Origin of the sequence: Verrucosispora sp. SN26_14.1, from assembly GCF_004307965.1 — a bacterium.
Lineage (GTDB): Bacteria > Actinomycetota > Actinomycetes > Mycobacteriales > Micromonosporaceae > Micromonospora.
In genome coordinates this window covers 1-12,684 of record NZ_SISL01000150.1, presented here as the reverse complement: position 1 = coordinate 12,684, position 12,684 = coordinate 1, and the positions used below count along the sequence as shown (strand labels likewise).

Annotated in this window: 13 protein-coding genes; 2 read left to right on the top strand and 11 right to left on the bottom strand. The window is 71.2% G+C overall.

Features of this window, described 5'->3' with window-relative positions; genetic code table 11:
• Window positions 1–66: 66 nt before the first annotated feature.
• The 10 genes from EYA84_RS15295 to EYA84_RS15250 form a co-directional block, all read right to left on the bottom strand.
• Window positions 67–1,128, bottom strand: a complete 1,062-nt coding sequence (locus EYA84_RS15295) for an ABC transporter permease (RefSeq protein ID WP_131053744.1) — start codon at window positions 1,126–1,128, stop codon at window positions 67–69.
• The gene (locus tag EYA84_RS15290; protein WP_131053743.1) at window positions 1,125–2,018 is read right to left on the bottom strand and encodes an ABC transporter ATP-binding protein; all 894 of its coding nucleotides are present in this window, start codon (window positions 2,016–2,018) and stop codon (window positions 1,125–1,127) included. The genes EYA84_RS15295 and EYA84_RS15290 overlap by 4 nt, the downstream gene beginning before the upstream one ends.
• Before the next feature lie 78 nt (window positions 2,019–2,096).
• On the bottom strand, window positions 2,097–2,795 hold the full coding sequence (locus EYA84_RS15285) for a response regulator transcription factor (RefSeq protein ID WP_131053742.1): 699 nt from the start codon (window positions 2,793–2,795) through the stop codon (window positions 2,097–2,099).
• Complete coding sequence (locus tag EYA84_RS15280) at window positions 2,792–4,072, bottom strand: sensor histidine kinase (protein WP_131053741.1); 1,281 nt, start codon at window positions 4,070–4,072, stop codon at window positions 2,792–2,794. The genes EYA84_RS15285 and EYA84_RS15280 overlap by 4 nt, the downstream gene beginning before the upstream one ends.
• Before the next feature lie 81 nt (window positions 4,073–4,153).
• Window positions 4,154–4,570 carry a hypothetical protein gene (locus tag EYA84_RS15275; RefSeq protein ID WP_131053740.1) on the bottom strand — a complete coding sequence of 139 codons (417 nt, stop codon included), beginning with the start codon at window positions 4,568–4,570 and terminating at the stop codon, window positions 4,154–4,156.
• Complete coding sequence (locus EYA84_RS15270; protein ID WP_131053739.1) at window positions 4,570–4,857, bottom strand: hypothetical protein; 288 nt, start codon at window positions 4,855–4,857, stop codon at window positions 4,570–4,572. Before EYA84_RS15270 ends, EYA84_RS15275 begins: the two co-directional genes overlap by 1 nt.
• A 182-nt stretch (window positions 4,858–5,039) precedes the next feature.
• Window positions 5,040–7,007 (bottom strand): M48 family metallopeptidase, encoded by a 1,968-nt coding sequence (locus EYA84_RS15265; protein ID WP_131053738.1) that lies wholly within the window; start codon window positions 7,005–7,007, stop codon window positions 5,040–5,042.
• Window positions 7,008–7,014: 7 nt separating this feature from the next.
• The gene (locus tag EYA84_RS15260) at window positions 7,015–7,611 is read right to left on the bottom strand and encodes a LemA family protein (protein WP_176093276.1); all 597 of its coding nucleotides are present in this window, start codon (window positions 7,609–7,611) and stop codon (window positions 7,015–7,017) included.
• Window positions 7,612–7,749: 138 nt separating this feature from the next.
• Complete coding sequence (locus EYA84_RS15255) at window positions 7,750–8,694, bottom strand: permease prefix domain 1-containing protein (protein ID WP_131053737.1); 945 nt, start codon at window positions 8,692–8,694, stop codon at window positions 7,750–7,752.
• Window positions 8,691–9,032: a PadR family transcriptional regulator gene (locus EYA84_RS15250; RefSeq protein ID WP_131053736.1), complete on the bottom strand. Its 342-nt coding sequence runs from the start codon at window positions 9,030–9,032 to the stop codon at window positions 8,691–8,693. Before EYA84_RS15250 ends, EYA84_RS15255 begins: the two co-directional genes overlap by 4 nt.
• Before the next feature lie 139 nt (window positions 9,033–9,171).
• On the opposite strand from EYA84_RS15250, the gene EYA84_RS15245 reads away from it, so the two are divergent.
• Both EYA84_RS15245 and EYA84_RS15240 read left to right on the top strand, forming a co-directional pair.
• Window positions 9,172–9,789 (top strand): TetR family transcriptional regulator, encoded by a 618-nt coding sequence (locus EYA84_RS15245; RefSeq protein ID WP_131053735.1) that lies wholly within the window; start codon window positions 9,172–9,174, stop codon window positions 9,787–9,789.
• 77 nt (window positions 9,790–9,866) lie between these two features.
• Entirely contained in the window at window positions 9,867–11,444 is a 1,578-nt protein-coding gene (locus EYA84_RS15240; RefSeq protein WP_131053734.1) for an MDR family MFS transporter, read from the top strand.
• 50 nt (window positions 11,445–11,494) lie between these two features.
• Here EYA84_RS15240 and EYA84_RS15235 read toward each other — a convergent pair whose 3' ends face one another.
• Window positions 11,495–11,926, bottom strand: coding sequence for a hypothetical protein (locus EYA84_RS15235; protein ID WP_236145781.1), 432 nt, complete (start codon window positions 11,924–11,926; stop codon window positions 11,495–11,497).
• Between the last annotated feature and the right edge of the window lie 758 nt (window positions 11,927–12,684).

The following is a 12,684-nucleotide window of genomic DNA, read 5'->3' as shown; positions in this document are numbered from 1 at the left end:
AGATGTGTATAAGAGACCTCCGACGACCCCGTGCGGGGCCGCCGACGCGTGGCGCGGGTCGGACGGTCAGCCGATCGTCTCGCGCTCCCGCCAGGCGGTCCGCAGCGAGGTGCGGCCGTTGGTCCGCAGCAGCGACCCCTCGTAGACGCGGGCCCCGGCCAGCAGGAATCCGGCCGCCGCCACCAGCAGCAGCGCCAGCGAGGCGAACAGCTCCCAGAGCGCCGCGTCCCCGGCGAACAGCCGCAGCGGCATCGCCGTCGGCGACGAGAACGGCAGGTAGGAGAGCACCGTCATGGCGGTGGGGTTGTCGTTGAGGAAGACCACCCCGAAGAAGGGCAGCATCACCGCGAGCTGCACCGGCGTCGACACCCCACCGATGTCCTCCAGCCGGTTGACCAGCGCACCGGCCGCCGCCCACATCGCCGCGATCAGCACGAAGCCGAGCAGGAAGAACGGGATGAACCAGCCGATCGCCGGGCCGAGCAGGGTGATCATGTCGGTACTGCCGCTGAACGCCATGCCGGCCACCGCGACCAGGGCCACCAGGGCTATCTGACCGAGCGCGAGGATCGTGCCGGCGAGCATCTTGCCGGCCAGCAACGCCTTGACCGGTACGGCCGCGACGAGGATCTCCACGATCCGGGTCTGCTTCTCCTCGATGATGCTCTGCGCGATCTGCACGCCGAAGGTCTGCGAGGTGATGAAGAAGATGAACGCGAAGGCGAACGGCACCAGGAACGCCAGCAGCGGGTCGATCGCGTCCGGGTTCAGCAACTCGACCGGAGGCCGGGTGCTCAACGCGTTGACCACGTCGTTGGGGGCGTCGTTCATGGCCAGCACCCTCGGGCCGGCGACGACTGCGGCGTCCGTGTCACCGTCGCGGACGGCCTGCTCGGCGGCGGCGTCGTCGGGGACGACGCGTACCTCCAGACCGGCCGCGCGCAGCGGAGCCGCCGCCGCCTCGGTCGCCGCCACGGTGGACGGCCCGCCGGAGAACAGCGGCGGCAGGATGGTCGCCGCCGCGGCGATCAGCAGGAAGACGACCGTGCTGATCAGGAAGGTGCGGTCGCGCAGCTTGACCCGGATCTCGCGGGCGGCGACCAGTCGGGTGGCCTGCATGGTGTTCACTGGGCGACCTCTCGGAAGATCTCGGCGAGGGAGGGCGTGACCGGGCGGAACGTGCGGACCGCGCCACGCTCCAGCGCGGCGCGCAGCACGACCTGCTCGTCCGCGCCGGGCGTCAGGTCGACGACGGCGCGGGCGCCGTCCAGGTCGACCAGGGTCACCCCGGGCTGGTCCCGCAGCCAACCGGCGTCGGTCTCCACCACCAGCTCGTAGCGGGGCGTGGTGTACGCGGCCCGCAGCTCGTCACGGCTGCCGGCGGCCCGGATCGACCCGTCGGCGATGATCACGAGGTCGTCGCAGAGCCGCTCGACGACGTCCAACTGGTGGCTGGAGAAGAGCACCGGGGCACCGGCGGCGGCGCGCTCGCGCAGCACGGCCACGACGGTGTCCACGGCCATCGGGTCCAACCCGGAGAACGGCTCGTCGAGCACCAGCACCTCGGGGTCGTGCACCAGGGCGGCGGCGATCTGGGCACGCTGCTGGTTGCCCAGCGACAGCGTCTCCAGCAGGTCGTCGCCGCGCTCGCCGAGCCCGACCCGCTCCAGCAGGTCGTCGGTGGCGCGCCGGGCGCCCTCGGCGGTCAGCCCGTGCAGCCGGCCCAGGTAGACCACCTGCTCACGGACGCTCATCTTGGGATAGAGGCCGCGCTCCTCGGGCATGTAGCCGAACCGTCCCCGGATCTCGCGGCTCAGCGGCGCGTCCCGCCACGTCACCCGGCCCGAGTCGGCGGCGAGGACACCGAGGATGATCCGCATGGTGGTGGTCTTGCCGGCGCCGTTGCCGCCGACGAAGCCGGTCATCCGCCCGGCGACGACATCGAAGGACACATTCTTGAGCACCTGGCGGTCGCCGAAGCTGCGGTCGACGCCGTCGAGGCGGAGTACAGGGGTCACGTCCTCCACGCTAGGAGTTCGGTCCTCGACTGCCCTCCGTCCGTCGACGGAAATCCGGGCTCCTCCTCCGGGTGGAGATCACCCGCCGGGCCGGACCACCCCCTGCTCGTACGCGAAGACCACCGCCTGCACCCGGTCACGCAGACCCAACTTGGCCAGCACCCGGCTGACGTGCGACTTCACGGTGGCCTCGCCCAGGTGCAGGGCGGTGGCGATCTCGGCGTTGCTGGCTCCGCCGGCCACCAGGACCAGCACTTCCCGCTCCCGGGGGGTCAGGTCGCTCAGTGCCTCCTCCGGGGTGGGACCGCCGACGGTCCCGGTCGCGCCGCCCGGCCGGGCGAACGTGGCGATCACCCGGCGGGTGAGTTCCGGGGCGAGCAGACCGTCTCCCCGGGCCACCACCCGGATCGCGTCGACCAACGACTCCGGCGTGCCGTTCTTGAGCAGGAACCCGCTCGCCCCGGCGCGCAGCGCGGCGAACAGGTAGTCGTCCCGGTCGAACGTGGTGAGCATGAGCACGGCGGGGCCGCCCGGCTCGTCCGTCTCGGTGCTGATCCGGCGGGTGGCCTCCAACCCGTCCACGCCGGGCATCTCGACGTCCATCAGCACCACGTCCGGACGCAGCGCCCGCGCCATGGCGACCGCCCGTTCCCCGTCGGCGGCCTCGCCGACCACCTCGATGTCGTCCTCGATCTCCAGGATCACCCGGAAACCGGTCCGCACCAGGTGATGATCGTCGGCGAGCAGCACCCGGACCGGCGGCGTCGCCCCGGTCACGTCGTGCTCCCGGCCGCCAGCGGCAGCGGGAACCGGACCCGCACCCGCCACCCACCACCGGTACGCGGGCCCACCTCCAGCTCGCCGTCGTGGGTGGCGACCCGTTCCCGCATCCCGACCAGCCCCAACCCGTCGTCGTTCGCCGGGCGGGTGGCCCGTCCGTCGTCGGTCACCTCGACCTCCATCTCCTGAGCCAGATAACGGACCCGGACGTCGAGCAGGGTCGCCCCGCTCGCGTGTTTCAACACGTTGGTCACCGCCTCCTGCACCACCCGGTACGCGGCCTGGGACACCGACTCGGGCAGCGGCGTCGGGTCGCCGTACACGCCCAGCGTGGCGTGCAGCCCGGCCTCCCGCGCCCGGTCCACCACGGTGGCGATCCGGTCGACCCCGGCGGGCTGCCCGGTGCCCTCCGGGCCGTTGTCCCGGGCACGCAGCACCCCGAGCATCCGGCGCAGCTCGTCCACCGCCGTCCGGGCCGACTCCTCGATCGAGGTGAGCGCGGTCCGTGCCTTGGCCGGATCCTTGTCGAAGACCCGACGGCACGCCGCCGCCTGCACACCCATCACCGACACGTGGTGGGCGACCACGTCGTGCAGCTCCCGGGCGATCCGGACCCGCTCGCCGACCACCGCGTGCTGCCGGGCCTCCGCCTGCGACCGGCGCAGCCGCTCGGCCTGCTCGGCCAGCTCGTGCTGCCGGCGGGCGGCGATCCAGGCGGTCTCGCCGAAGAAGTACGCGAACCCGAAGAACAACACGTTGATCAGCAGACCGGTGACGATCGCGGCGAGCACCGGCGGCACCGGCCCGAGCGCGTTCTCGAAGGAGTCCGGGGTGATCTCGTCGAGGCTGATCGAGTACGCGATGGCGAGCCAGGCGAACATGGCGGCGATGATGCCGATCCGCAGCCGCCGGGACATCCGGTGGTTCGGCCCCCAGGCGCCGAGCGTGAAGATGGCGGCGAACAGCGCCCACTGGGAGAGCTGCCACTCGGGGACGGCCCGGACCTGCGCACCGATGAACGCGGCGGACACGGCCAGCGTGGTCACGACCGGGTACCGGCGTCGCCAGATCAGCGGCAGCGGCACCGCGACGGTCCAGAGGATCTGTTCGAGCCAGGACGGCGGAGGCCCGAGCAGGAACGTGCCGGTGCTGCGGGCCAGCGTGAGGCTGAACAGGGCGATGACCGTCGCGGCCAGCCCGGCGTAGAGGTCCAGGCGCCGTTGCTCAGGCGTGGGGCCCGGCCGCCGCCAGTCGTCGCTGCTCTCGGTGGTCACCTGCTGAGAATGCCATCCCGCCGCATGGTGGGGCGGCGGGCACCTCCGGCGGCCGGATGAGGGAACGGGCGACGCGGCAGGTCAGGCGTCGTCGACCGGAATCACGTGCACCAGATCGGCGGCGATGACCGCCGGGACGAGGTGCGGTTCGGTGGTGAGGTAGTAGGCATCGTGCCGCAGCGCGGCCCATACGGCGTGAGCGCGGGCGAGGTCGCCCTTCACCATGCGGACCGTGGCGGACACCTCGGCCGCCTGCACCGCTCCGAGCGGAAGAATCGCCACGCCGGGCAGGGTGGCCAGTACGCCGAGGCGTGCGGTAGCCGGTTGGTCCGCGCTGATCTGTGCGTAAGCCTCCAACAGAGCCACCGTGGGCAGCCCCACGTAGGCACCCTCATCGGCGATGTCGACCAGCAGTTCCCCGACATGCACGTGCCCTCGGGAGAAGGAGAGCACTGCCGAGGAGTCGAGCACGGCCCGGATCTCGATGTCCTGGCGCATCAGGCGGCGATGTCGTTGTCCGCAGGCCAGGTGCCGGCTGCCAGCATGTCACGCCGTCGCGCGTTCTCCGCCCGCTGCTCAGGTGTGAGGCGAGGAAGCCTTCCGTGTACCCGCGCGACACCCTCCTCGGTCACATCGATGCCCACTGCCCGCAACATCGCAGCAGTGGCGGCGGCCCGATCCAGGCGAGCCCGTAGGGCGTCCGCGACGGCCGCCGAGGCGTTCTCCTCACCTTCGAGGTAGGCCGCGATGTCGTCCGGCAGGCTGACCGTCACACGCTTTGTCATACCCGGATCATACTGGTCGCCCTCGCCTCTGCCGGACTTCTCGGCAAGCCACGCCGAGTACGTCAAGGGGGAGTGGGCCGACGAGGTCATCTACGCGATGCTGGCCCGCGAGTGGCAGGACCGCCGTCCGGTCGCCGCGCCGGTCGCGCCCTGACGGGCCCGACCGGCGGGTGGTGCGGCGGTCAGCCGATGCCGTCGCCGGCCATCGGCGGCAGCGGGCAGTGCAGCAGGCCGCAGATCGTCCGCAGCAGCTCGATCTCCGGCACCGTCATCATCCCGTCGTGGCTGATCACCGCCACCACGGCGGCGACCAGCCGCTCCTTGTCGCCCGGACGTAGTCCGTCCAGCACCGGCCAGGCGGTCTCCAACGCGTGTACGCCGTTCTCCGGCGGCGCGTACGGCAGGGAGGTGCCAGGCAGCAGCGTGGCGACACCGGCCTGGAACGCCTGCTCGGCGGCGGCCCGGTCACCGTGCCCGACCTGGGCCAGGAGGGCGAGCAGGTGGGCCGCCGCGGAACGGGAGTCGGTGAGCGTACGCCGGTCGGTGCGCCACCGGGAGTCCGGCTTGAGTGACTCCTGGATCTCGGCCAGCAGCAGTCGGGAGAGGCAGTACTCGGACACGTTGATCGCGCCGTCGGCGTGGATCAGCGTGAACACGGCCGCCATCAGCGACTCCAGTTCCCCGTTCGTACGGGCGCGCAGGGCCGGGAACGCCAGCTCGGCCAGGGGCAGCCGGAGCATCGGGTGCAGTCCGGCCACCTCGTCGGCCTCCCGCAGGGCGGCGTCCGCCAGCGCCTGACCGTGCTGCCGGGTGATCGCGTCGTACTGGTGTCGCCGTACGTCCGGCTCGGCTGCGAGCAGCAGCCCGAGCACCAGTGGCGCGGCCGAGTCCCGGTTGCGGGCCCGGTCCAGCAGCGGTTGCGGGATGCGGTCGAGGATCGCCGCGGCGTGCGTGTACGCCGTCTCGGTGGGTGCGGCCACCCGGCCCAGCATCTCGGCCGGCGCGACGCGTACCCGGGTGCCCTCCACCGGCAGCGCCGCTGCGGTCGGGCGGGCGGAGTCACGACGGCCCGGCGCGGTGCCGGGACCGCTCGGGGCCAGGCCGAGGGCGATGTCCTCCTGCCGTCCCGACGGCGGTGCGGCGGCCCAGCGCTGGGCGAGCTGCCGCAGCTCGTTCGGGTCGAACGAGGGCTCCAACGCCTGGATCCGCTTGGCCAGCGGCGGGTGGGTGGCGAGCCAGGACGCCCGGCCCGCCTCGCCGAAGAGCATGTGCCCCACCTCGTCGCGCTTGGGCGTGCGCAACTCGGAGCCGTCGGAGAGGCCACCGATCTTCTTGAGCGCCCCGGCGATGCCGCTGGTCTGCCGGGTGAACTGCACGGCCGAGGCGTCGGCGAGGTACTCCCGCTGCCGGGACACCGACGCCTGGATGAGCCGGCCAGCGAGCACGCCGATGTACCCGGCCACCAGCAACGCCAGCCCGACCAGCATGAACGGCAGGGCACCACCGTTGTTGTTGCTGCGGCTCCGTCCGCCGCCGAGGGCGCCGGCCCGGGCCAGGCCCCGACCGACCACGGTCAGGAACAGGATGCCGAAGAGCAGGCCCATCAGCCGGATGTTGAGCCGCATGTCGCCGTTGACCACGTGGCTGAACTCGTGGGCGATGACGCCCTGGAGTTCGTCGCGGTTGAGCCGTTGCAACGCGCCCCGGGTGACCGCGACGGCCGCGTCGGAGGGGCTCCACCCCGCCGCGAAGGCGTTGATCGCCGTCTCCTCCGGGAGCACGTAGACCTCGGGCACGGGTACGCCGGAGGCCAGCGCCATCTCCTCGACGACGTTGCGCAGCCGCCGCAGCTCCGGGTCGGTGGTGTCCGTCGGAACCGGGACCCCGCCCAGCTCACGGGCCACCTTCCCGCCACCGCCGCGTAGCGTGAGCGTCCGCAGCGTCGCGGCCAGCCCGATCGCGGCGACGGTGGCCACGGTGACCATGACGATCATCCCGGCGAGCTGGGGCGGGTTGCTGGTGCCGACGTTGAAGGCGAACACCACCGCGAGGTTCACCACCACCACGATGCCGATGACGGCCAGCACGAACAGCAGGACCAGGCGGGTCGACAGCCGGCGTACCTGGCGCTGTCGTTCGAAGAAGTTCATCGGTGCCTCAGAACGACACCTGCGGGGCATTGCGCTGCGTCGGGTCGTCCGGCTGGAACAGCGCCGCCGGACCGAACGAGAACATCCCGGCCAGCATGCTCGCGGGGAACACCTCGCGCTTGTTGTTGTAGGCCATCACCGAGTCGTTGTACGCCTGCCGGGCGAAGGCGACCCGGTTCTCCGTGGAGGTCAGCTCCTCCGACAGTTGCATCATGTTCTGGTTGGCCTTGAGGTCCGGGTACGCCTCGGAGAGCGCGAACAGTCGGCCCAGTGTGGCGCTCAGCGCGTTCTCCGCGCCGCTGAGCTGCTGCATCGCCGCCGGGTCGCCGGGCGCGGCCGACGCGGCGGTCTGCGCGTTGACGGCGTTGTTGCGCGCCGAGATGACCGCCTCCAGCGTCTCCCGCTCGTGCTTGAGGTATCCCTTGGCGGTCTCCACCAGGTTGGGGATCAGGTCGTGCCGGCGGACCAGCTGCACGTCGATCTGCGCGAAGGCGTTGCGGTACGCGTTGCGGGCCCGGACCAGCCCGTTGTAGATCGACACGCCGAAGCCGAGCACCGCTACGACGATCACCACCAGACACAGCAATCCGATGATCAGTTCCATGGCCGCTCCCTCGGTTGCACGTCGGTTCCAGCGCTCATGATCGTACGGGCGACGGTCCAGAGCTGCCCGTTCTCCCCTGAGGTGTACGCCCGGTGAGGGCGGGACCGCTATGCGTCCCGCCCTCACCCGACTGTCGGATCAGCGTCCGGCCCGGTACGCCTTGACCGCGCTGTCGGCGACGTCCCAGATGGCGATCACGACGATCACCACGATGCTGATCCGGCTGACCGTGGCGAGGCCGCCGTCGCGCAGCCAGGCGAAACGGTCGACGAACTCCGGGTTGAGCAGCCGCTCGTCCTGGAGCAGCCAGATCGCCGGCACCGCGAAGCCCAGGTTGAGCAGGACGTTGACGCCGACCAGCGGCCAGGTCCACCGGCGGGCCCGGTACTTGGCGAACTCCAGACCGATGCTGGCGACCAGGACCACGAGGAACACCGGCAGCCAGAACGTCCAGAGCGCCGGGTCGAGGATCGGCAGCCGGTCGCCGTCACCGATCACCCGCTGGAACTGCTGCCACGGCAGGAAGGCGATGAACAGGACCAGGAACACGATCGAGGCCACCACGTCGGTGAGGCTGACGTCCCGCTCGACGGGCTCCTCGGGTAGTTGGTCGACGGTCCATTCCGGCAGGTGCAGCGGGGTGCCGAACCGTTCCATCGCCGCGAAGACAAGCGTCACCCAGAAGCCGATGTGCACCGCGACGTTGAACGCCGCCCCGATGCCCTCGCCGACCGCGCCGGCCGGGTTCGCGGCGGTGGTGGCCTCCAGCACGCCCATCAGCACGCCGACGACGGCGGGCACGGTGCTCAGCAGCACGATCATCAGGCGTTGCCAGGCCGGGTAGTACTCCGGGCCGATGAGCTGGAGTCTCCGGTCGCTGTAGCGGGCGGCCAACTGTGCCGGGTTGCCCAGCTCGGTGAGGACCTCGCGCTCGGCGGTGGTGGCGTCGAGCCCGGCGGCGGTCCGGCCGTCGACCATGTCGGCGATCGAGGCGCGCAACTCGTCGGCGATCTCCGCACGCCGTCCGGTCGGCACGGAACGCAGCGTGGCGGCGAGATACCGGTCGGTCAGGGAGGTCGTCATCTCCGGGCTCCTTCGATCAGGTCGGTCAGGGAGGTCTGTACGGCGGAGAGGTCGTCCAGCAGCCGGCGCAGCACCTGCTCGCCGGACTCGCTGGTGCGGTAGAACTTGCGCGGCCGGCTCTCCTCGGTGTTCCACTCGCTGCTCAGCAGCCCCTGCTCCTCCAGTCGGCGCAGCAGTGGATAGAGCGTGTTGGCGTCCACCGGGAAGCCGTGCCCGGTGAGTCGTTGCAGGAGCGCGTAGCCGTAGTCGGGTCGACGCAGCGCGACCAGGCTGGCCACCACCACCGTTCCCCGGCGTAGCTCCTGGAGGTGTGTCCGTAGGACGTCGTCGCTGACCATGCGTCACACGATAGTGTGTGCCACACAGCATTGTCCAGCTAGCAATAGTGTCTGTCACGCGACATGGTGTCGGAGCGGGCGTTTCACGTCACAAAGTAAAACTTTGCAGAGGCTGCATCTTTGGTCCTAGAGTTCTGCCGTGACCTCGGAACACTCGACCTCGCTGGGCCGGCGCGACCGCAAGAAGCGGCAGACCCGCGCCGCCCTCGCCACCGCCGCGCTGCGTCTGGTCGCCGAACGCGGACTCGACCAGGTCACCGTCGAGGAGATCAGCGAGGCGGCCGACGTCTCCGCACGCACCTTCTTCAACTACTTCCCGACCAAGGACGACGCCCTGATCGGCGACACCGAGGCCGACCGGGAGGTGGTGCTCGGCGCCCTCGCCGCCGTACCCGCGCACCTGTCGCCCCTGGAGGCGCTCCGGCGCGCCTTCGCCGAGGTCGTCGACGAGGTGCAGGGCAACGCCGAACTGTCGCTGCTGCGGATGCGGGTGGTCAGCCAGCACCCGGTGCTGTTGGCGCGCCTGATCACCGGCAACGCGGTCACCGAACGGGCGCTGGTCGAGGCGGTCGCCGCCCGGACCGGGTGCCCGGCCACCGACGCGTACCCGGCGCTCGTCGTCGCGGTCGCCGGGGCCGCCCTGCGTACCGCGATGATCCGCTGGGCGACCTGCGACGGCGCCGGCTCCCTCGCCGCGCTGCTCGACGAGGCGTTCGCCACCGTCGCGGCGGGACTGCCCGACCCGCGTACCGGCTGACCGCCGCCACACACCCGACCTGCCGTCACCCCGGGCGCGACCGTGCCCCGGGCAGTACCACGCGTGAGGAAGCGTCCATGACCGCAACAACCGAGCCGATCGACGCCCACGAGGCGGGCAGCGGCACGATGTCCCGCCGGGAGATCCTCCAGGCCCTCTCGGGGCTGATGGTCGGCATGTTCGTGGCGATTCTCGCCTCGACGGTGGTGGCGAACGCGCTGCCCCGCATCATCGCCGACCTCCAGGGCAGCCAGACCGTCTACACCTGGATCGTGACCAGCGAGCTGCTGGCGATGACCGCCACCGTGCCGCTCTGGGGCAAGATGGCCGACCTCTACAGCAAGAAGCTGCTCATCCAGCTCTCCCTCGGCCTGTTCGTGGTCGGCTCACTGATCGCCGGACTCTCCCGGACCGTCGAGGTGCTGCTGTTCAGCCGGGTGGTGCAGGGCATCGGCGCGGGCGGCATGACCGCCCTCGCGATGATCGTGATGGCGGCCATGATCCCGCCGCGCGAACTGGGCCGCTACGCCGGCATCTTCGGCGCCGTCTTCGGGGTCGGCACCATCGCCGGCCCGCTGATCGGCGGCGTCCTGGTCGACACCTCCTGGCTGGGCTGGCGCTGGTGCTTCCTGATCGGCATCCCGTTCAGCATCGTCTCCATCGTGCTGCTCCAGCGCACCCTGCACCTGCCGGTCACCCGCCGCCGGGTACGCATCGACTGGGCCGGCGCGGCACTGATCACCGCCGGGGTGTCCACGCTGCTGATCTGGTCCTCGCTGGCCGGGCACAGGTTCGCCTGGGCCTCCGGCTGGACCGCGCTGATGGTCGTGGGCGGTCTGGCGTTGCTCGGCGCGGCGGTCTGGGTCGAGTCCCGGGTCCCCGAGCCGATCATCCCCCTGAAGATCTTCCGCAGCCGGACCGTCACGCTCACCACCATCGCCAGCATGCTGGTGGGCGTCGCCCTCTTCGGCGGCACCGTCTTCCTGTCCCAGTACTTCCAGACCTCGCTGGGCAAGTCGCCGACCGTCGCCGGACTGATGAGCCTGCCGATGATCCTCGGCCTGCTGGTCTCCTCCACGGTCGCCGGCCAGCTCATCACGAAGTACGGCCGTTGGAAGGCGTACCTGGTGACCGGCGCCGCCGTGATGGTCGTCGGCATGCTCCTGCTCTCCACCATCGGCACCGAGACCCCGCTGCCGCTGCTCTTCACCTACATGGCGATCCTCGGCACCGGCGTCGGCATGCTCATGCAGAATCTCGTGCTGGCCGCGCAGAACGACGTACCCGCCCACGAACTGGGGGCGGCCACCTCCGTGCTGACCTTCTTCCGCAGCATGGGCGGCGCGATCGGGGTGAGCGCCCTCGGCGCCGTCCTGGCCAACCGGGTCACCGGCCTGATGACCGCGCAACTCGGCCCGGCGGCGGGCGCCGCCGACGGCGGCACCACCGAGGTACCCGACCTGTCCGCGCTGCCCGAGCCGGTGCTGGTGATCGTGCGCGACGCGTACGCCACCGCCACCTCCGAGCTGTTCCTCATCGGCGCCCCGATCGCGTTCCTCGCCCTGGTGGCGGTGCTGTTCATCCGCGAGAAGGCACTGCACACCGTCAGTGGCGACGAGCGGGCCCGTCAGGAGGCGGGCCTGCCGATGCACTGAGGTCGACCGGCTGGCCGATCGCCCCGGGCACTGCCGCCCGGGGCGATCGCTCAGCAGGCGGTGCCCTGCCGGAAGGTGCGCTCCACGAAGGCCGCCGGCCCCACCTGGAAGCCACCGACACCGGGCCGGATCGGATGCCCGGTGAACAACTCCACCCGGGAACCGACCCGCACCAGGTACGCGCTGGCGGTGTCGGCGTCGTTGCGGATCAACTCACCGCGCGGGCCGTAGACCGCCTCCAACCGGTCGAAGCTCATCCCCACACCCGCCCCGGCCGGGGAGTACGGCGGCGCGGTGGCCGTGAACACCTGGACCAGCCGCCCGTGCCGGAACGTCAGCAGGACGACACCCGCCCACTCACCGGTCACCCCGGCGTCCACCACGCCCCCGCAGCCCGCAACGGTCCAGTCGATCAGCCCGGCGGCGGTCAGCCGGTCCAGGGACGTGCCGATCCGGAACGGACCGGCTCCCTGGACACTCAACAGATCGGTCCCCGCCGTTCGAACGGCAGCGGCGGGCACGTCTGCGGTCGTCACGGTGACAACAGGTACGTCTGCTGTCGTCACGGTGACAGCGGGCGTCCCCACCCTCACCGCCGGTTGGGCGGCGGAGACGCCGGCTCCGGTCTGCGGATGGGCTGGTTGGGGTGTGGGCCCGGCCTGGGCCGGAGCGGCCCCGACGAGGGCCAGGACAGTCGCGACAGCGACATACACGAGACGGTGCACGGAGATCGCCTCCTCGGCATCGAGTTCCTACCCCGTTCGTCCCCACCTCCGCCCTCCCGGTTCGCCACCCCGCCCACCTTTTCTCCCCCCCCCACCCACCCCCCCCAGCTCGGCCCGGCCCGGGTTGGCCCGGCCCTGGGCTGGCTGGCCGGGTTGCCTGGCCGGACCCCCGGCCCGCGTTGATCAAGAAGTTTGGTCACTTTGCGAGGGGCTTGAGGACGCAAACTTCTTGGTCAACCGCTGCGCGTGGCCGGTCTTCGGCAACACGCGCTCTGATCGGACGGTCGGGCGAGGGGTTGGCCGTGCCAGTCGGGATTTCCAACGTCAGGCTCCGTCGATCATGGAGTTGAGGCTCTGGTCTATCGATCATGGAGTGGGGGTTCTGGCGTTGTGCTGATATGCCCGTTATGGGTCTGCCGCAACTCCATGATCGGCAGGGCAGGGCAGGGCAGGGCGGCGGCTGTCGCTTATACACAGCTCCGCGCCCCCGAGACTAGCGCTCAGATCTGATGCCG